The sequence below is a fragment of the Holospora curviuscula genome (genome assembly GCF_002930195.1).
Taxonomy (GTDB): Bacteria; Pseudomonadota; Alphaproteobacteria; order Holosporales; family Holosporaceae; genus Holospora; species Holospora curviuscula.
The window spans coordinates 19,954-38,789 of record NZ_PHHC01000080.1 but is presented as its reverse complement, the minus strand read 5'-3'; the positions used below and the strand labels follow the sequence as shown (position 1 = coordinate 38,789).

Here is an 18,836-nt window from a genome sequence, read left to right as displayed (position 1 = left end):
GAAGCTGTGAACGCACTAAAAAATTTAAAACTTTTTTAAAATGCTGGATAAAATCATAAAAAATTACTAAAAGGATACTCCATGGATACACGGTTAAGTTTAGTCTTAGTTCAACAATATGAAGCGATGATTTTTCATCTTTACGGAAGTTCATTTCTTAAAAATTTGGGGTATTCTTTGTGGATTACGACTAAAAACCTTCTATTAATTTCTATATTTTGTCTTCCTTTCTACGGGCTTGGGTACACTGCACGCTTTTTTTTCAATACATCTTTAAGTCTACAAATAGGAGGACTGGTGCTATTGAGTAGCGTCTCCATGGGATATTTTCTTCTAGTACCTTGGTGGATTCATCATAACATTTCAAGAACTTATGGAATGTTAACCGTCGCTTATCAATTCTCTTTAATGAGCGTAAAGATTATTCTGTTTGAATTACCCCTTATTCTATCTTCTTTTAAATTATTATTTATTTTTAATCAGATAATGTACATACCTAAAGTAGAATTTCGATACGGCGTACTCTTAGTAATTTTCCTCTTCTTTAAGTACCTATCATTTCGATGGAACAAACGTTTCTTTATCAATTCTGTCAGTGGTCGTGTAGAAATGTCCCATGTTTTAAAAGGCACACTGGTACAAGCGCTAGAAGATGATCTTCAAAATTTCTTAAATAAATCCTGGGCCCATTGGTTTTTTTATACTTTTTTAAATGTATTGAAGTTTTTTGGTTTTATTGTGTTCCTTTTTTCCTTTGTGTCCGTGTCCACACCAGTTGAATTTTTCACTCTGTCAGCATTAAGTATGAGAAGAGTTTCCTATTTTCCGTCTGTTGTTGAAATTATCATGATATGCTTTCCATTGATTATTGGACAATCAATCTTTTTCTTTATATATTGTCGATATATTGGAGGAATGTGGGCATTTCTTCACAACTTGACTTGTATAGGAACAATTATAATGGCTACTCCTTACATGATTGGTTTCTGTATTTTAGGGGTTATCCCTATTTTTGAGAATGGGGGCTATATTAATTCTTTCCGTATTTTAACTCCTCTAGGTTCTATATCCATAGGAATTTTGATAGCAATGTCTTATTGTACATTTAAGGTTTATAAAAAAATAGGTGCCCAAAAATCAAGATAAAATTAGAGAAACATAACCAAAGATAGTTTTAAAGCGTATGAAACGAAGAATCAAAAATAGCATACATTTTCATTAAATTATGCCACGCTTTTAAAGCTTTTTTTGTGGTCAGAATTTATTTACTATCGTTGAAAATGCTTGCCTGTATATTAAGCCTTAGAGCGATCGAGGTATTTCACGAATATCAAATCTTCTTTTAACGATGGTTCAAATTATATCTTGTGACTACACTTACTAAAAAAGCGTGTGTCCTACAGATTCTATAGCTTTCACCCTCTCTAACTCACGGTCAGAAGAACTTCTTCTGATAAAGTATTCATTCATTTACCTCAGCGCTTAGCACCTCAGAGATGAATAGCGCTTCCTTTTAAGGCATGCCCACGTGTTCTTGGAATATCATGGGAAAATCTCCGCTTATCAATAAAGATGATAGCACGACTTTTTTTGTGGTTCTCAATTTTTTTACAGTACAGAAAAATAACTATAAAATAGTTATAAAAAAAGAAAATATGTCGTATGCATTAGATTTGCGTCGTAAGATTTTAGGAATTAAGAAGAAAGAAGGGGTGAGCTATGAGGAATCGGGTAGCCGTTTTAAAATGGGTAAGCAGAGTATAGAAGGAGTACGCGTTTAGAACCAGAGCGCTGTGGGGTTAGCGCTTTTAGAATTTTGAAAGCCTTGAGACGTCTCGGTGTTTGCTTTAAATCATCCAAAGGAAGCTCCAGAAAAAAGATTTGTAGTGTGCGAAAAGCGTGATAAATTAAAAAACAAAGTTGATAAAGCTGGATTTCCACATGATATGCAAAAAACTCACAGGTATTCTGTAGAAGGGCAGCGTTGTTAGGGAAAACAGGATTGGGGTGCCAAAAGTAGAACAAATAGTATAGGTGCTTTAATGGGCTCTACTTTAGTGGGCATTGGATTTCTTACGGGTTCTGTAGAGGTATTGACTTGTTGGATAAAAGCAATATCCCAGAAAACCGTGGTATTGTCATGGATAATACTGCTTTTTTTTCACAAAATTACATTCTATAAAACGCTTTCTTTGCAACTATAAGGATATAAATAAACCATATCAAGGTAAATTTTTATAGGTAACAGATCTTAGGTCTTATTACTCTCTTTTTTTTGAGACCTTGTGTTCTAGAATCTAATCTAAATCCTGCTGCTATTTTGCTTTTTGAGCCTGAAAAGACTGTTCAAGTTTAAGAGTGCTCTGAGTGCTTAGACCGCATTCATCATTCCTTTTTAGAGTATTTAAAAAACGTTGAATGCGCAAATCTTGAGGAATGATATACGGATAAAACAAAGCATTTGAAGGAACTAGATCTGGATTAATTTTATGAAGAGCCTGTAAACCATGAAGTGGTGCTGGTTTAGATTTTAAAGACTCAAGGATCTTCTGTCCTTGAAGATTCTGATCAACAAGCGCCGCGAATTCTAGATACCGAAAACCCTGATAATCTGTCACTGAGATTGATCTTTGTGATTCTCTAGACTACCATACGATATTGTGCCTGACCAAGCTGAGCTTGTAGATACTCTAAAGTATTATTGGACACATCCATAAAGTACAAGGAAATCCCTATTTCAACTAAAAAAACTGCTGTTTGCTTAACTCCGTTTGATTATATTCTACTCTAAATTGAGCCCATTCAGGCCAAGCCCGTTGATACAATTCAACTTGCTCTCATTTCAGTTGTGCAAGTTCTGTCATAACTTGAGCGTGTCGAGATTGAGAAAATTCCTCCAGAAATTTTTTATGCTCTAGCTTCATTTGGTTAATCCCAGCTACTCAAATCTCTCTATCGTGTTGAATTCGTTCATAATTTTGTGTTCGACGTTGTTTAGCCATTAGATCTAAAAAAATCACTTGATCCCTTTTTCGTAAAGCATTTTGAAGTACTGGGTCAAGCTCTTGTTGGGTCTGGAATGGTGAGAATTGATATAACAACTCTAGACCTACTACTTCCAAGCTATACTCTACAAAACTTTTCATGCGTTTTATTGCTTCTTGAGCTTCATTATTCATATATTAAGACTCGGATTTTGATTGTGCATAGTCTTCCTCTAGCGTTCCCTCTAATGTATCTTTTTGGGATTGATTGTTGATTATCTTTGTAAGCCTGCTCAGCTTTTTTTATCTCTATATTCTTTTTTTTGAACTGATTGAGTATAAAACGTATATTCTCTTGCGCTTGTTTATATTTGTGAAATTCTATGCGCTGTTGAACCAATAAATTTTGTACATTATTATCTTGTTCATTGTTCCCTTGAGCCAATGCATTCCGTGGAACCTGTGCAAAAAACACTCTACCTCTTGTTGATCCTAATTTTTTTGTTTCTTTGAATCTTTTTGCTTGTCAGCAGCATCCGCGCTATCTTCTAAAACAAGCGCACAAAAAAACCAGTATTTCTATATATTTTGAAGTTAAATTTTTTATAAAATTACACTAGAAAATTTTTTTCCCTGAGTATAAGGAGATCACTATGCGTTGTCAACATAAATTAAAAAAGTTCAAAAAATCCGTGATCTCATGACGCCTATCAAGATAAATGTTTATAGGTAACAAGAGGATGAGGTCAACAACTCTTAGAATATTAACGAGTCGTATTGGATGTACTTTCTTTAAGAACTACTTTTGGGAAGCATTATTAAAATATTGCCTACACTATTAAGCGTGTTGTTGGTTCCCTTCCCTTCAGGAATACATTGAGTCAATTCATATTGTCTAAGTTCTAGCTCGTTTAAGCTGTACAATCCGATGAATTACGCAATGCAACAGATTGTGAGCATGTCTAAGATACATTCTGTAGCCGCTGTTAAGTCTGATTTTTTTGAGTCTTTGAATCTTTTTGCTCGTCAGCAGCATTCACACTATCTTCTAAAACAAGCACTCCAAAAAAAAATAGAATTTCTTTTTTTATTATTTTATTTTTAAATTTCTTATAAACTAATATTGTAAAATTATTTAACGCATCTGATATATCTAACGCATTCTATTATTGCTCCTACTCTTATTGCTTAATTTTTTTATGCTTTGTTTTCTGGCGTATCTTCTAAATCGTCCCCGTGTTGTAAAGTTCTGGTAGACATTTCATAATAATTATTTTTTAGAACTCCTAGAAAACGGTTAATTTTTAGGGGGTTTTAGTAAATTTATTTAAATCAAAAAAGTTTCCTCCGGAATCAATGTGCTCTTAGTTTGTTGGATAGCCAGAAAAATTTTAAGATACGCTGAACTTCTAGACTGCAAAGGCTGAAAAACTTTTTGACCCGCAGCATTCTCCAAAACTTGAGGGGAAAACTTCGCTATAGCTTGCACACCATTTAAATTCTGGAAATTTTTATTTCTTATAATCAAATATTCAGAAGGATCTGTGCTGTAATTTATACACGTTAAACGATACTGTTTCTAATTCAGCTGATTCTGTAGAGACCGTAAAGTCTACACTTCTTCAAATAGTCTTTCTTTTTCTGAAGCTATTTTGTCCCTGTTATAAAGCGCTGAACTCATAAAGTAGAGGTTCAGGGATTTTTAACTCAGGTTTATAGAAGGGAATTGTAGTTACGTTTCAAGAAAAATTTTCTGAGGTTTCTTTTATAGGCAGTTTACTCTCTTCTTTTAACTGAGTCCGTTGATCACCTATAAAGTTTTGTATGGACCATTCATTATCTCTAAAAGAAGAGTTTAATGTGCTCAGAATATACAGTAAGTAAATCAAACGTTTGAGACAGTAAATTTAGAACTGCCGATTGGATGTGCGAAAGCTAATCTTGTAGCCCTTGATGATCTTGACTGGTCTGATTTTTGTCACCTGAAGCGTGCGCACTTCTTAGTGAAGCCACTATTACAAAAAAGACAATAGAAATTTATACTTTAATTTTAAATTTTTCATAAAAAAGCCTATTAACGTTTACTCTCTCATTGTAAAACGAATTTATTTTGTCAAGAAAAATTTTTTATCAACACACCAGAGTGCGGATCTTTCCAACACCCCGGGAACATTAGGGAGTTCTATTGCTGATCTGCTTGCTCTATTTTTCTTGAGACCTCATTTTCTGGAATACCGTCTAAATCTTCCCACTGTTTTGTTTTCTGATTCTGGAAAGGTTCTGGAACTCTTGTACTGAATTTATGATTTCCTTCCAAAAACACTAAAAAAAATTTAATACGAGAGTCTCGCGGAACAATATAGGGATCAAACAAGGCATTCGGAGGCACTAGATCTGGATCATTTTGATGGAGAGACTGTAAAACTTGAAGCGATACTGAATCTTTTGATTTTAAAGGCTCAAGAACTTGCCCTCCTTTAAGATTTCGGTCAACTAAAGCCGCACACTCTAGATAACGACGACCCTGACAATTTTTCCGAACTCGCGCTATAGCCCGTAAAAAATAGTGTCCTTGAGAATTTTTATGAATTAAATTCAAAGACTGGAGTTCATCTTGATGATCAGCTCTACCTAAAAAATATTGTTTTTGCTCCAACTGGCTATGTAGATGCTGCAAAGCATCATGAGACACATCCGGAAAACGCGATGTAACGCCAATTTCAACCAAAAGAGGTTGGCGTAACTGTAGCTCTATTTCATTATATTTTGTATCAAACTGAGCCCACTCAGGTCGAGCGCGTTGATTCAACTCAGCTTGTTGCCATGCAAGTTGTTGAAGTTCTTTCTGCAGTTGATCTTGTTGAGATTGAGATGACTTATCATATTCTTCAATAAATTGTGTATGCCTTTGCTGCATTTGATTGAGCTGAGTAAATCGAATCTCTTTACCCTTTAACATCTCTTGATTACGCTGTCTTTGAAGCTGTTGAGTCTCTAAAATCGACGAATTCACTCGATCCCTCACTTGTAGAGCCTCTTGAACCATTTTGCAATACTCTTGTTGAGCCCAAAATGGTAGAGGTGCATATAGAGCTTCTAGAGTCGCTACGTGATCTTTAAGCGTTTGAGCGTCTATAACTCGTTTCATAATCTCTTGATATCCATTATTCATAGACTGAATCTCTAATTTTGATTGCTCAGAATCTTCTTCTATCATTCGCTTCAACGTATCCTTTTGAGATTGTCGAGCCTTTTTATAAGTTTGTTCAGCTTCTTGCATCTCTTTATTCTTTTGCATCAATTGACTCAGTTTAAGATTTATACTTTCTTGATCTTGCTCATACTGTTGATATTCTATACGCTGTTGAACCAATAAATTTTGTACATTATTATCTTGTTCAGCATTTAGTTGCGCCAATGCACTTTCTGAAGTCTGTTCAAGAAAATTCTCAAGTTCTTGTTGGCCCTGATTTTTTTGATTATTTGGATACTCATGCTCATCAGCAGCATGCACACTGTCTTGGCAAACAAGCACTCCAGAAAAAAACAGTATTATGACATATTTTAACATTAAATTTTTCATAAAATCACACTGGACAAAATTTTTTTCTTCAAAAGTGTAAGAATAAAACTAAGCCTTGTCAACATTAAATGAGTATGGGTAATAAAGGTGTAGATTCAGTCAAGAGTACTGAAATCTTTAATAAGGCGTTTCATCAAATAAGTTAATGTTTTTTCAAGGGTAGAGATATTAAAGAACCCCTAAAAAGCATAAATGATGAAATGATATGCGTTATGGAATGATGAACGTATACAGGAGTTATGCCTAGAAGCCTTGGAGATGTAAGCGTAGAGTACAGAGCCTACACATAAAAATAAACCAAGGGACATAAGGAAAAAATTGAGATAAATTGTGAATTATGAAAGAAACAGGCAGCACTTACGGTACAAACCGTGAAGGTCCAGGATCATGACCCAATGAACACCGTACTTTAATCCCTTTAATGGGCACACCCTTACTGGAGACCTAATCTGGAACCCATCGCGTGAGTGGTCTTCAAGAGTGACTCAATGTAACCCATGTTTTATCCAAATTTGCGAGCTTTGGCACAGCAGCCAGTGACGTCACGAGTATTGAGGGTAACACCATTGGCAATAGCGGTAAAGATAAAGCCTTCCATATCGTGCGTGCTTGGTGCCATAATAATCAGCGGATATTTGGCCAGAAAAAGGTAGATGCCAAAAGCACCGAAGTTTCCCCAAAGTGCTCAAACTTTTGGATCTTGCATACAATGAGCACCCCTGATTCTAGGAAATGTTAGCGTGATATTTTCCAAAAAATCATTGATCCAAAAGGTGATTAAGGGCACGCTTCATGATGATGTAAGGCTTTATTGGAACGATCTCATGAACGGCTCAATGAAACCCATGATAAAAGTCATGGACACATTGAGCAGCCTATTCACTTCAGTTTCCCATGATGATGCCTGATTCCATTCCTGGCCAAGACTTAAAGCAAAGGATCAAATGACTGCAACCCTTTGGAAAAACACTAAAGAAACTCGCTTCTATATTTTTTCCTAACAGCACAAAATCTTAATGAAGGTGGACGCTCTCATGTGGAGCATTAACCCTGCGCTGCACTAGGGTCATTCAATGAAGACAAAGCCTGTATTGGCCATGAGAATACGGCTAAAAACTTAGATATACGTCCTAAATAAGCACTTTCAGTGTGAGTGAACCTGAAAGAAAAGCCGGAAACCGCCAATTAAATCACTGATGAGCAAAAATGCTATGTTCTTCAAACACCTCGCTAACTCTGTCAAGATAAATTTTTCCTGCGTAGGTCCTGGCGATTACTGTTGAATTGTACTATAAAAAATGATATATCTTTAGGTTTATTAACTCCTCTCACAGAACCTAAAAAATTCTAGAAGAAAATCAGAATAAAGCACAAAATCAAATTCAAAACAAAATTCTGACAAGCAAAGTTTTGAAGAAATACAAGCAGAAATGAACGAAAATCCATGCTATCAAAGCACGAAAAAAGATTTGGAAAAAACTTTCTGAAACAAGAAGAAAAAGTACGGAAAAATCATCCTCAACAGGCTCAAGAACCCCTGAAAAACAAACCCTTTCCTGAAAATAGAAAAGCTCAAGCACAAAAAGAGAATATAAAAAAGACAAGTGCAGCGCTTAAACAAATAGAACAGGTTAAACAGAAAGCCGAGAATACTATAACTAGGATCCAAGCTGAACAGACAAAAGAAGCGCTTTAAATAAAGAAAGCGATCAAAAAAATTTAGCTCTAGGGGCGCATGCACCACGGGTAGAAAAGAGGAACGAATTCAAAAAAACAGCCACACAAAATAATAGGACATAAAAAGAAATAAAAGGATTGTAGAAAACTATGAAAAAGATGTAGTATTTAGAGCACTACTTTATCAAAAAAAGTACAGAAGCTCTCTGAACTTACAAACTTTCCAACAGCGTCACGTGATCACATACGAAAGAAGTTAAAATGAGACAAAAAGAGTTCTAGAGATAGCAAAAAAAGCGATTAAAAGCTTCACCTCTTATTTTAGAACCTTTGATGGATACAGTAGATGTAAAGCATTAAAAAAAAACGTGTTTGCGCACCGATCCGCGTTTGGTGGAAAAAATGGTAAAAGACGCGCTTACAAAGAAAATTGACGAAACGTTAAAGAAGGTATAAACGTCGCGTAGAATGCTTGATAAAAGTAGCTCTAAAGTCCTATATAATGCGCTGATTAGAGAAGACCTAATAGGCACACAGAAATCATTAAAAGTCTTGGAAAAATAGTCTACCTAAAAATTCTAATTTACTGCATAAAATTAAAGAATTACAAAAAAAAGTCAACACAAAAATAGATCGACACACAGCTGTATTGGATTTAGCGCACATTCCACTCAATCCAAAAGACCCAAAACTAGCAGAAATTGGAAAAATCTTTAGTACATTTGATATGAAGTATGGAAACTCGGACAGTAATTTGGACAAAAAGAATATTGAAGAGAGATTCAAAATGTTGGAGGCTTTAAAAAAGTGTATAGAAGGCCTAAAACATCCAAATCCTAAGTTGAAAATTCGCATTCAAGAAATGTACGTTGACCATTTAAAAAAATACAAGAATCCTAAATGGAGATGTGTTTAGTCCCGCTAAGAAATGGTTAGGATTAATTGTAAAATATTCTGGATGAATTGTCCACTGATTTAGAATAAATTGCCAAGGAGTTTTGCCTTTGATGGCTTTAAGTCGTTTAGCGAAGGTATAAGCCATTAGATAGGCATGCAGATGCTGTTTCAGCTCATCATGAGATGCATAATGGAAATTGTTTACAGTTGCCTCTTTAAGCGTTCTGTTCATTCGTTCTACCTGCCCATTAGTCCAAGGATGCTTGATCTTAGTCTTTCTATGCTCTATCTGATGCTCATTGCAAACACGCTCAACTATATGAGTAAAAGCATTTTTATGATGATCATGATTGGTACATTGAATCCCATTATCTGTGCGCACCTTATGTATTTTATAAGGTAGAGCTTTAATAAGGTTACGTAAAAACTCTGCGGCAATCATCTTAGTCTGGCTTTTATGGAGCTCTGCATAGGCAAATTTTGATGTTCTATCTATTGCTACGTAAAATATAACTTACCTTCAGCTGTCCTTACTTCTGCTATATCTATATGCAAGTAACCCATAGGATAGTGTTTAAATTTCTTTTTGTCAGCAGAGGTAGATCTTTCTTTTTTAGGCAAAACAGAGCAGCCATGACGCTTTAAGCAACGATGAAGGGTTGATCGACTTAAATGTGGAATAGTTTCTTGTAAGCTATACAAAACATCATCAAGAGGCAATGGTGTAAGCGGTCTGAAAGCCACACTCGCCTCTTCTTCTGTCTCTGATAGAACTGTAGATTTTATCTTTTTAGGTCCCATGGGAAGGTCTTTCGTATCTGTATCTTCTCTTTTTCTCCACTTGATGATTGTTTTTGGGTTAACATTAAATCTTTTAGCCGCTTTTCCTATGCTCTCTTTACTATCATGGATCTCTCTATGGATTGCCTCCGTTGTTCTGGCATTTGCGTGTAATACTTGTCCCATAAGCTTTTTCTCCATGCATTATTATCTTCATAATATATACCATAACTCTCTGGGATCAAACAGCTAGACTTAAAAAAACAAAAATAGAATACATAAAATTGGGTAATGATCTCAAAAAAATAAGCGTACTCATTGCATCTGTTGGCTAAAAAATAATGTTTTTACCCCCTTATTCCCCCAACCCAGGGCCCCCTCATAACAATAAATATTTCAAAAAAGAAAAATAATAGGGAATGCCTTGAAGGGTGAACCATTTAAGGTAAAGTTAATGAAAGAAATAGAAGAAGGGGGGGCGATCATTTTAAACCCCTAAAAGATCCTAGATCCAATAGGAATAGGGTGCATGGGATGTCTGAGGTATTCTTAGCGGCTTTGTGCGCAGCGCTATGCAGGGCTGAGGGATGACAAGATGTTGAGTCAAGATCTATTTTCTACCTGAGTGAAGCGCATAAGTAAAAATAGCCAGGCAATGGTATAGCAATCGATGGAAAGGCACTAAGGCGCAGTTATGATGGCGGAGATGTTACATAAAATATGCGCTTTTGCTACAAAGGCTAGGCCAAGAGAAGGGATACAAGTAACGCGCTCACAGTAATACCGAAAATATTGGATTGGCTGAATCGTAGAAGATCTATTGTCTCTATAACGTTGCAGATAAAATCATTGTTTTTCTAAACAAAGTTTAAAAAACGATTCCATTTTTATCAGTGCTTGTCTCTTATTTCAAAAAAGGAAGGGAAGGAAATCCACTGGCGCGCTCTAAAACCTGTCCAAACTGAAATAGCCGTCCATCTTCAAAGGCAGGCGCTAAAATTTGAATTCCAAGCGGGAGCCCCGCCTCAGAAAGACCACATGGAACAGAAATTCCGCACACGTTACCAATATTAGCAGGAACAGTCAAAATATCGTTGAGGTAAATAGTCACAGGATCTCTAGGTGCTTGAGCCAGAGGAAATGCGGCAGTGGGCGTTGTAGGCATCAAAAGCACATCTACATTCTTAAATACCTTCACAAAATCTTCTTGAATTAAATTGCGAATACGCACTGCTTTTCCGTAATAAGCATCATAATAGCCATGAGATAAAATATAGGTTCCAATTAAAATACGACGCTTTACTTCCGGACCAAATCCTGCGCCCCGAGTGTTGCAATACATCTCTTCTAAAGTGTTTCCATGACACCGTAGCCCGTACTTCACTCCATCATATCGTGCCAAATTAGAGGCAGCTTCCGCACATACAATCATGTAATAGCACGGTAACGCAAAGGAAGCATAGGGTAAAGATACCATTTCAATACGACATCCTGCGTCTTCTAATATAGCGCGACTTTGGTCCCAATAACGACGTACATCCTGTGAATAAGAAGCTTCATAGAACTCTCTTGGGATACCAACGCTCATCCCCTTCACAGAACGTGTTAACATCCCCAGCACATCAGGTACTTTTAGATCACAACTGGTAGAATCTTTTGGATCATAGCCACAAATTGCCTGAAAAATATGAGCAGTATCTTCAACAGTTCGTCCAATAGGACCTCCCTGATCTAAAGACGAACAAAATGCTCCCATACCATACCGAGATACCCAGCCATAGGTGGGACGCATCCCTACAACACCACAAAAAGCGGCAGGTTGTCGAATAGAGCCTCCCGTATCCGAACCTACAGCTCCCAAAGCGATTCCGGCGGCAACAGTCGCAGTACTGCCTCCAGAAGATCCCCCAGAAACACAGGAGATATCCCAGGGATTTGCCACAGAACCTGCAATACTATACGTATTCATAGACCCCATACAAAATTCATCTAAGTTTGCTTTTCCTAGAAATACGCCACCATTTTGCTCTAAGCGCTCTGTCACGGTAGAGGAATACTGAGGCACAAAATTTTCCATTATTTTCGAAGCAAAAGTAGTGCGCAGGCCTTTTGTGCAAAACACATCTTTAATGGCTAATGGGATGCCCTCTAAACCGCCAGAGATTCCTTTTTTTCTGCGGTCATCACTTTTTTTTGCCATCTCAATAGCCAATTCTTCACAGGGGGTAATATAAGCATTGTAAGTAGGGTTTAAAGAGGTCATACGATCTACGTAACATTCAGTGAGTTCTACGCTAGAAAGATCTCCTCGAGAAAGAGCGCGCTTGGCTTGGGACAGAGTTAACGATAATATATCGGAGTGTTTCATACTAAAAGTCCCCCAAAACACTCGGTACAACAAAGTAATCTTGGTGCCGTTCTGGGGCGTTAGATAACACTATCTGTACATCCACAGAAGCCGACGGCACATCTGCTACCATAGGGCAAAATCGGGTTGGTAGCTGAGAATGGTTCTGAAGACAAACCTGGTCTAGCTGCTCAGCCCACTCAAATACTTGCGCCAGATCTTTAGAAAATTTTTTTATTTCTTCTTGTGTAAGGCGGATCTTAGCAAGTTTTGCAACTTTTGTAATATCTTCTAAATCTACCATATATTTTTTGTTTTCCAAGTCTACCAGTGATCTGGATTTTAAAACAAACGCGCCAAGAGTACAAGAGCTTAAGGATCTTTCTGGGAGAGTTTCTCACGGATTATATTGTTTATGAGCTCTTGTTCAAATTTTCGGAAAAGTATCTAAATTACTCCTTTTCAGAAGTGTATATTCATTGTTTGAGATGGTAAGCAACTAGAATTTTCTACAGGACTACAATAACAATTACTCACCCTAAAAAATTATGACAGGTTAGCTTGACAGAAAACAGTTTCATACCCTACAGTGCAACAGTATGCTATTTTTGGAAGATTTTATTATGAATACTAGAAAATTAAAATTTAAATATGTTTACTTATTGATAATGACAAGTTGTCAAGGGTTTTCTGTTTTAACAGATTTAGAACAACGTAGGAACGCGGAACAATTTTTAACGATGTTTAATGAATGTATGAATGAACAGTCTGGAATAAAACAGAAAGATTGGCAGGAAATTAAAACTTTTATTCTGGATAAGATGCTTCCCTACATTAAGAAAGACAAATTAAAAAACTTTGTTCAGGATCTAAAGCAGCGTATTAAAGGACACTTACAAGACAATATTTTAGAGGAATTAGAAAGCACCAATACTTTTTCCGATGATACGCAAGGAGTAAAGAAAATTCTAATAAAATGTAAGGAGCATATTAAAAAAGCCGTGCATAGTATGCAAGGAAAAGAAAAAAAATTTAAGCGTACAAGCGTTGAGCTGAAAACGGATATTCTAGCGCTTTTAAGAGGAAAAGATTTTGATTGCTATTTTACGCGAGTGTACAGATTTAATAAGGAAGACTTTAATGTCTTATTTCCTGAAAATACTTCAGGAGATAAAATTATTGCTAAAGCCCTAAAATTTAAAGAGAGATACAATGATTCAGAGCTGGTAGTACATATGAAAGAAAAATTACAAGCACTCTTGCTCAAACACAATCGATTTCCCTCAGAACAAAAATTTATTCTAGGGGCTATATTTGGAGAAGAAAAACAAAACCAATCCCAACAGATTGAAATGGTTCAAGCCCTACCCCTAGATTTAACACTCAATATGTTAAGTAGTGAATTTACGAGTAATCCGCACGGATATTTGAGTCAAGATCTTAATACACGTTTAAAAGATTTTTTTACCTATCATCGCACTCAATGGGAGATCTGTCAGAAACAACTCAATGATTTACGTTTTTCTCATCTTGAGGATATGAAGAAAATTCCGGCATCATTGGCTGAATGTTTTAAGAAACAGCGTCAGCAAAAACTTGAAGTTCAGGCTCTTCGGCTTCAACACAATAAAGACCGGATTAACAATTTAGAAGTTTTTCATAAATATTTAAATAAGGTATTGCGTCATATTCAAACTGTTTATTTAGCATCCGTCGAAATAAATTCTCATCAAAATAATAAAACTCTGCTACAGAATATTCAACAAGAACAAGATCCAGAACCTCTAGTGTTGCAGAGTTCAGTGCTTAATGCTATGAATAATCCCTATAGTGAAGAAGAATTAACCTACATATACTTTGATAAGTCCCTTGAGAAACATATTAATACCATATCTCAAAAAGCTGGACTGGATTCACAAAATCCGGAACAACACCATGAAACAATTGAATTTTGGGTGAATTTTCAAGAAAAGTTTGCACAAAAGATTAAAAATTTTAAAAAATGTCATCAAATTCTTGAGGAAGATCACGCGCACCTGTTGCGATAAGATTGAGGAAACTCGGAAAAAATTTTAGCTGAGCACAGAGGAAAGCGTGGATTCTTCTAGTACTAAATTTGAGATAAAAATTATCAAAATTTCAATCAACTCATGAAGTTAGTACCAGATTTCAAAGCTTAAAAACGTTGAGTGATTGATGGGAGAAATCGTCCAAGACGACCTATCAACACTTAAAGTGTATTATAGCAATAATTAGAGCTTGGTGAATGGTCGCTTAAAATGTGTTAGGCTAAAGTTTATTAAAGATCTTATTAAACACAGAGATTATAAACGTTTCCCTATTTTGAAAAATAAATTTTGAGAACGTATTCGATGAACGATTCATAGAGTTAATGTATCTTTATAGCAAAAAAATTAAATACATATTTCACAAAGCCTGAAAAGTATATCGTTTACTTCTTTGCAAAATACATAAATGACAGCGCTGCAATGGTTGAATTGGAGCGGGATAAACTTTGCTTTGGGGCACAATGTAAAAGGAATTCTGGAACTGCTGGAGAAAATCATATCGTATTAAGTTCGAAAAGGAAGCGGGTTGTGTAGTAATTTAGCTTGAAAATAGGATTAGATTTCCTATACTTTTCAGAAAATGACAAAAATACAATACAGTCTAGAATGAAAGAAAAGTGTAATAGAACATAAAAAATTGATTAATGATTCAAACAAAAGTGTAACAATAGTTATCGTAAGTAAACGTGGCTTAAGTAGAGGATAGATACAGTACGAAAAAAAAGAGTCATCAAGCCTAGAGCACGATTAGACAGTAAAGCAATCATAATCCAAAATCAGTTAAAAATAAATTCTCAAGAAATCATCAACAATATAGCGCGTAAAATTTTTGTATAGAGTGATAAAATGGGTATAAAGATGGACAATTTGCAAAGACAAAAGTTGGGGTAAGAGAAGTTAAAAATTGGTTAGTAAAAAGCGTGGTACATATTCCAAAAAAATCTATAGTATAGCTGGCTTAGTGAACAATCAATCCATAGCAGCCATGGCTTTTAATAATTCTTCCAATACAAATCTTTTTAATTTATAAGATAAAAAAGTGATAGATTCGCTTGCCTAAAGGTCCATAGTCTTTCGCTCTGAACCCCATTGAAAAAGTCTGGGCTACTATGAAACGATGGATTAACCATAAGTATTACTTAATGTATTAAACTCTATAAAGCCTTACTTGAACTTTTTAAAATCCCATCTTTAAGTTGAATTAGTATGTAGTGTTTAAGTTAATCAAGAATACGGAGAAGACCGAAAGGAGCTTGGATAGAAATAATTAGTTTCCAAAAATTATCTACGGTATCAGGGTCTCTCATGGGTGTGAAGCGAGTTCTTTTTTATACGCTTAATTCGGCTTAAATGGCACCATTGCCAACTTCTAGGATTCACGCACCACACTACCTAGGTTTCAATTTAAAACTGTGAATGCTCTATTACTGTAGAAGCTTTGCTATAAGCAGGTTGCGTTAGAAAAGATTTTCACTATTGATCCATATTCAGACACTTTAATTCCATTCCTTTCTGTCCAGACCTGAATAATTTTTGTATCATCCTTTTTTTTTTTTGTAACACGCGTATAATTAAAAAATGTTTTGTAAGGGGTTTTTTGTGTCTGAGCCATTTATTGTGCGGGTTACAACACTTCCAGAAGAAATTATGAAGGCCCAACGTTTACGTTATACCGTATACTACAAAGAACTTATGAACGCCTCCCCAGAAGGAATAGATGTGGACGCTTTTGATGAAGTATGTGATCATCTTGTAGTGGAAGAAGTAGTCAGTAAACGTATTGTGGGAACCTATCGTCTTATTTCTCGAGAAACTGCCCAACGTTGTGGTGCATTTTATTCTCAAAGTGAGTTTAATATTCAAAAATTACTTAACTCAAAACATAACATTTTAGAATTAGGACGGGCCTGTGTAGATCGTGCGTACCGTAGTCAAGGTATTATTCGTTTGTTGTGGAAAGGATTAGCGGACTACATTCATCGGCACAATATTCGGTACTTATTTGGGTGCGGAAGTTTTTCAGGCACAATACCGGAAAAATATCACCATGGATTTTCCTATTTGCATTATGCTTACATGGCGCCAGAATATATACGACCAGAAGTACTTCCCGCTAACGCAGCATTACTTGAAATCTTAGCGCCAGAAAAAATCGACATTACTAGAGCTTGGAATGAAATTCCCGCTTTGTTGCGAGGGTATCTCCAGGTGGGGGGATGGATTGGACAAGGAGTATTTCAAGATTTCGGGTTTTCTTCCTTAGATGTGTGTGTTGTTGTTGATACACAACGACTCGTCCTAGGAGCCTATGGAGCGCGATGAATTCTAAAAGTCCGGTGCTGCGCTTCAAGCAAAGCCGTATTCGTGCTCTGTTTCGTATGGGGGGAGTGTGTCTTCTTTTGTTAAGTGGCGTTATTATAGGGATGATATCCTGGGTATTTCCAAACACTCAGGGAGTGTTTTTTTTAAAAAAATTACTGTATCGGGGGATTCGTAGGTGTGCAGGTATCAATAAAGTTATTATACAAGGGGTTTCCTGTACTCAAGAAATTTTGGCAGTTTCCAACCACTTATCTTACTTAGATATTATGCTGTTGGGAGAACAAGTTCCGTATGTTTTTGTTGCAAAAAAGGAAGTAAAAGCCTGGCCTCTGATCGGGTGGATTGCCCGTCAACTGGGGACTATTTTTATTCAAAGAACATTAAGAGGGATTCGTGAAGGGCAAAAAAATATCCGTCAATCCATTCAGGAAAATAAACCAGTCTTAGTGTTTGCAGAAGGCACTACAGGAAACGGAATTTTAACAGAGCTTTTTTACCAAGCTTTTTTTGAATTAAGTGCTCATATTAATATTCAACCTATTTCTATATGTTATGTAGAAATTAATGGTTTTCCTGCATTATCTTGGGTTAGACGCCATCTAAGCTGGATTGGAGATGCTGCGCTATTTCCCCATTTATTTCAAAATCTTGGTTGGCGCTCACTAACAGTGGCCATTACCTTTCATTCTCCTTTTGCTGCGGGTTCTTGTCGAAAGCGTTCTGCAGCCCGGGCTGCATATACTGTACGATGCGGAATATCAAAAAGTTTAAAAATAGAGGACAATTATGCATAAAACATTACATATAACAACCTACGGATGTCAAATGAACGTCTATGACACTCAGCGTATAGAAGAAATGTTGACTGTGTTAGGATATGTGTTGAGTACAAAAATGGATGCAGATATTGCAATTTTTAATACGTGTCAGATTCGCGAAAAAGCAGAAGAAAAATTATTTTCTGATTTAGGACGCGTGCGACTTTTAAAAGAACAGCGTAAAGAGTCAGGAAAACAGATGACAATTGTCGTAGCAGGCTGTTCTGCACAGGCACTGGGAGGACATATTTTAAAACGAGCGCCGTACGTAGATTTAGTGGTCGGACCTCAAACTTATGATAAACTTCCTGAATTGTTGGCTAAGATTGAGCGTGCTCGCATTTCTGGTGTTGGCCCAGGACAGGGTATTCTAGGAATTGGATTTCCTAAAATTTCTAAATTTGATAAGCTTAACGTCCCTCGAGGGTTCCACGGTGTTAGTGCTATGCTTTCCATTCAAGAAGGATGTAATAAATTTTGTACGTATTGTGTAGTGCCTTATACTCGGGGTGCAGAGTATTCAAGACCGTTAGAAGATATTCTGAAAGAAGCTCAAAATTTATTGAAACAAGGTGCAAAAGAGCTTACATTATTGGGACAAAATGTAAATGCCTATAGCAGTCAAAGTCCGAAAGGCAACACTGTAACATTCTCAGAATTATTGTATCGTTGCGCAGAACTAGAAGGGCTGTTTCGATTGCGCTATATGACTTCTCACCCCAGAGAAATGACACAATCTCTTATTCAAGCCCACAAAGAAATTCCTCAACTGATGCCATTTTTACATCTTCCTGTGCAGTCCGGGTCTAATCGTGTTTTACAGGAAATGAATCGTCAGTACACTATTCTAGAGTACGAAACCATTTTGGAAAATCTTCGAGAGGCGCGACCAGATATAGCATTTTCTTCGGATTTTATCGTAGGGCATCCGGGAGAAAGCGAGGAAGATTTTGAGCAGACGTGCCAACTTGCCGCTCGCGTTGGCTATAGCCAAGCTTATTCGTTTATGTACAGTGCTCGTCCTGGTACACCTTCTGCCTTAAAGAGTCAACTGCCTTTTGAAATTAAGCAGCACCGCTTGTATCGGCTTCAGGAGATATTACATAAAAGCCAACTGGCGTTTAACATCAGTAAACAGGGAACATGTCTTCCCGTTTTATTGGAAAAAAAAGGAAAAAAAACAGGGCAACTCTTGGGAAAAACCCCTTACATGCAATCCGTTTATGTTCAAGCTTCCCCAGAGCTTATAGGATCTATTCAATGGGTTGAAATTCAGCAGGGATACAATAATAGTTTGGCTGGTTCCTTAAAAAATAGGGCTTGCTATTCTTTAAATAATACAGTACAATAAAAAAAGTT

17 protein-coding genes and 1 pseudogene are annotated in these 18,836 nt (G+C 36.4%); 10 read left to right on the top strand and 8 right to left on the bottom strand.

Annotation, left to right across the window (positions count from 1 at the left end; genetic code table 11):
• The first annotated feature begins 81 nt into the window (after nt 1-81).
• From HCUR_RS03050 to HCUR_RS08415, 4 genes are all read left to right on the top strand, one after another.
• The gene (locus HCUR_RS03050; RefSeq protein WP_104206690.1) at nt 82-1,146 is read left to right on the top strand and encodes a hypothetical protein; all 1,065 of its coding nucleotides are present in this window, start codon (nt 82-84) and stop codon (nt 1,144-1,146) included.
• A gap of 374 nt (nt 1,147-1,520) precedes the next feature.
• Complete coding sequence (locus HCUR_RS03045) at nt 1,521-1,781, top strand: hypothetical protein (RefSeq protein WP_104206689.1); 261 nt, start codon at nt 1,521-1,523, stop codon at nt 1,779-1,781.
• Between the two features lie 57 nt (nt 1,782-1,838).
• The gene (locus tag HCUR_RS08420; protein ID WP_165780690.1) at nt 1,839-1,991 is read left to right on the top strand and encodes a hypothetical protein; all 153 of its coding nucleotides are present in this window, start codon (nt 1,839-1,841) and stop codon (nt 1,989-1,991) included.
• Nucleotides 1,992-2,042: 51 nt separating this feature from the next.
• On the top strand, nt 2,043-2,204 hold the full coding sequence (locus HCUR_RS08415; RefSeq protein WP_165780689.1) for a hypothetical protein: 162 nt from the start codon (nt 2,043-2,045) through the stop codon (nt 2,202-2,204).
• A 111-nt stretch (nt 2,205-2,315) separates the two neighbouring features.
• Here the strand turns inward: HCUR_RS08415 and HCUR_RS03040 are convergent, their stop codons facing one another.
• The 3 genes from HCUR_RS03040 to HCUR_RS03030 all read right to left on the bottom strand — a co-directional run bounded on the left by HCUR_RS03040 (nt 2,316) and on the right by HCUR_RS03030 (nt 3,459).
• Entirely contained in the window at nt 2,316-2,618 is a 303-nt protein-coding gene (locus HCUR_RS03040; protein ID WP_104206688.1) for a hypothetical protein, read from the bottom strand.
• Between the two features lie 324 nt (nt 2,619-2,942).
• A complete protein-coding gene (locus tag HCUR_RS03035) occupies nt 2,943-3,146 on the bottom strand; it encodes a hypothetical protein (RefSeq protein WP_129591872.1) in 204 nt (67 codons plus the stop codon).
• 25 nt (nt 3,147-3,171) lie between these two features.
• Complete coding sequence (locus HCUR_RS03030) at nt 3,172-3,459, bottom strand: hypothetical protein (protein ID WP_104206686.1); 288 nt, start codon at nt 3,457-3,459, stop codon at nt 3,172-3,174.
• Between the two features lie 453 nt (nt 3,460-3,912).
• Between HCUR_RS03030 and HCUR_RS09090 the strand changes: the two genes are divergently transcribed.
• Complete coding sequence (locus HCUR_RS09090; protein ID WP_207760891.1) at nt 3,913-4,089, top strand: hypothetical protein; 177 nt, start codon at nt 3,913-3,915, stop codon at nt 4,087-4,089.
• Between the two features lie 222 nt (nt 4,090-4,311).
• Here HCUR_RS09090 and HCUR_RS08410 read toward each other — a convergent pair whose 3' ends face one another.
• Together HCUR_RS08410 and HCUR_RS03025 are read right to left on the bottom strand one after the other, a co-directional pair.
• Nucleotides 4,312-4,473: a hypothetical protein gene (locus HCUR_RS08410; protein WP_165780688.1), complete on the bottom strand. Its 162-nt coding sequence runs from the start codon at nt 4,471-4,473 to the stop codon at nt 4,312-4,314.
• A 693-nt stretch (nt 4,474-5,166) separates the two neighbouring features.
• The gene (locus HCUR_RS03025; protein WP_129591871.1) at nt 5,167-6,555 is read right to left on the bottom strand and encodes a hypothetical protein; all 1,389 of its coding nucleotides are present in this window, start codon (nt 6,553-6,555) and stop codon (nt 5,167-5,169) included.
• A gap of 1,456 nt (nt 6,556-8,011) precedes the next feature.
• On the opposite strand from HCUR_RS03025, the gene HCUR_RS03020 reads away from it, so the two are divergent.
• The gene (locus HCUR_RS03020) at nt 8,012-8,263 is read left to right on the top strand and encodes a hypothetical protein (RefSeq protein ID WP_104206320.1); all 252 of its coding nucleotides are present in this window, start codon (nt 8,012-8,014) and stop codon (nt 8,261-8,263) included.
• Nucleotides 8,264-9,121: 858 nt separating this feature from the next.
• On the opposite strand, the pseudogene HCUR_RS03010 reads toward HCUR_RS03020, so the two are convergent.
• The 3 genes and pseudogenes from HCUR_RS03010 to gatC form a co-directional block, all read right to left on the bottom strand.
• A pseudogene (locus HCUR_RS03010) lies at nt 9,122-10,107 on the bottom strand (IS481 family transposase).
• Nucleotides 10,108-10,825: 718 nt separating this feature from the next.
• Complete coding sequence (gene gatA, locus HCUR_RS03005) at nt 10,826-12,289, bottom strand: Asp-tRNA(Asn)/Glu-tRNA(Gln) amidotransferase subunit GatA (RefSeq protein WP_104206761.1); 1,464 nt, start codon at nt 12,287-12,289, stop codon at nt 10,826-10,828.
• Between the two features lies 1 nt (nt 12,290).
• Nucleotides 12,291-12,572 carry an Asp-tRNA(Asn)/Glu-tRNA(Gln) amidotransferase subunit GatC gene (gatC, locus tag HCUR_RS03000; RefSeq protein WP_104206684.1) on the bottom strand — a complete coding sequence of 94 codons (282 nt, stop codon included), beginning with the start codon at nt 12,570-12,572 and terminating at the stop codon, nt 12,291-12,293.
• 319 nt (nt 12,573-12,891) lie between these two features.
• Here gatC and HCUR_RS02995 point away from each other — a divergent pair, with 319 nt between their 5' ends.
• From HCUR_RS02995 to miaB, 4 genes are all read left to right on the top strand, one after another.
• Complete coding sequence (locus HCUR_RS02995; protein WP_129591870.1) at nt 12,892-14,316, top strand: hypothetical protein; 1,425 nt, start codon at nt 12,892-12,894, stop codon at nt 14,314-14,316.
• A gap of 1,620 nt (nt 14,317-15,936) precedes the next feature.
• Nucleotides 15,937-16,659 carry a GNAT family N-acetyltransferase gene (locus tag HCUR_RS02990; RefSeq protein ID WP_165780687.1) on the top strand — a complete coding sequence of 241 codons (723 nt, stop codon included), beginning with the start codon at nt 15,937-15,939 and terminating at the stop codon, nt 16,657-16,659.
• Nucleotides 16,656-17,453 (top strand): lysophospholipid acyltransferase family protein, encoded by a 798-nt coding sequence (locus tag HCUR_RS02985; protein ID WP_104206681.1) that lies wholly within the window; start codon nt 16,656-16,658, stop codon nt 17,451-17,453. Before HCUR_RS02990 ends, HCUR_RS02985 begins: the two co-directional genes overlap by 4 nt.
• Nucleotides 17,446-18,828, top strand: coding sequence for a tRNA (N6-isopentenyl adenosine(37)-C2)-methylthiotransferase MiaB (gene miaB, locus HCUR_RS02980; protein ID WP_104206680.1), 1,383 nt, complete (start codon nt 17,446-17,448; stop codon nt 18,826-18,828). The genes HCUR_RS02985 and miaB overlap by 8 nt, the downstream gene beginning before the upstream one ends.
• Nucleotides 18,829-18,836 lie beyond the last annotated feature (8 nt).

Coding starts and splice junctions, on each gene's coding strand:
- HCUR_RS03035 (WP_129591872.1), bottom strand. CDS start 3,146: ATGAAAAGTTTTGTAGAGTATAGCTTGGAAGTAGTAGGTCTAGAGTTG.
- gatA (WP_104206761.1), bottom strand. CDS start 12,289: ATGAAACACTCCGATATATTATCGTTAACTCTGTCCCAAGCCAAGCGC.
- HCUR_RS03020 (WP_104206320.1), top strand. CDS start 8,012: ATGCTATCAAAGCACGAAAAAAGATTTGGAAAAAACTTTCTGAAACAA.
- HCUR_RS09090 (WP_207760891.1), top strand. CDS start 3,913: ATGAATTACGCAATGCAACAGATTGTGAGCATGTCTAAGATACATTCT.
- HCUR_RS08415 (WP_165780689.1), top strand. CDS start 2,043: ATGGGCTCTACTTTAGTGGGCATTGGATTTCTTACGGGTTCTGTAGAG.
- HCUR_RS02985 (WP_104206681.1), top strand. CDS start 16,656: ATGAATTCTAAAAGTCCGGTGCTGCGCTTCAAGCAAAGCCGTATTCGT.
- gatC (WP_104206684.1), bottom strand. CDS start 12,572: ATGGTAGATTTAGAAGATATTACAAAAGTTGCAAAACTTGCTAAGATC.
- HCUR_RS02995 (WP_129591870.1), top strand. CDS start 12,892: ATGAATACTAGAAAATTAAAATTTAAATATGTTTACTTATTGATAATG.
- miaB (WP_104206680.1), top strand. CDS start 17,446: ATGCATAAAACATTACATATAACAACCTACGGATGTCAAATGAACGTC.
- HCUR_RS03045 (WP_104206689.1), top strand. CDS start 1,521: ATGCCCACGTGTTCTTGGAATATCATGGGAAAATCTCCGCTTATCAAT.
- HCUR_RS03025 (WP_129591871.1), bottom strand. CDS start 6,555: ATGTTAAAATATGTCATAATACTGTTTTTTTCTGGAGTGCTTGTTTGC.
- HCUR_RS03050 (WP_104206690.1), top strand. CDS start 82: ATGGATACACGGTTAAGTTTAGTCTTAGTTCAACAATATGAAGCGATG.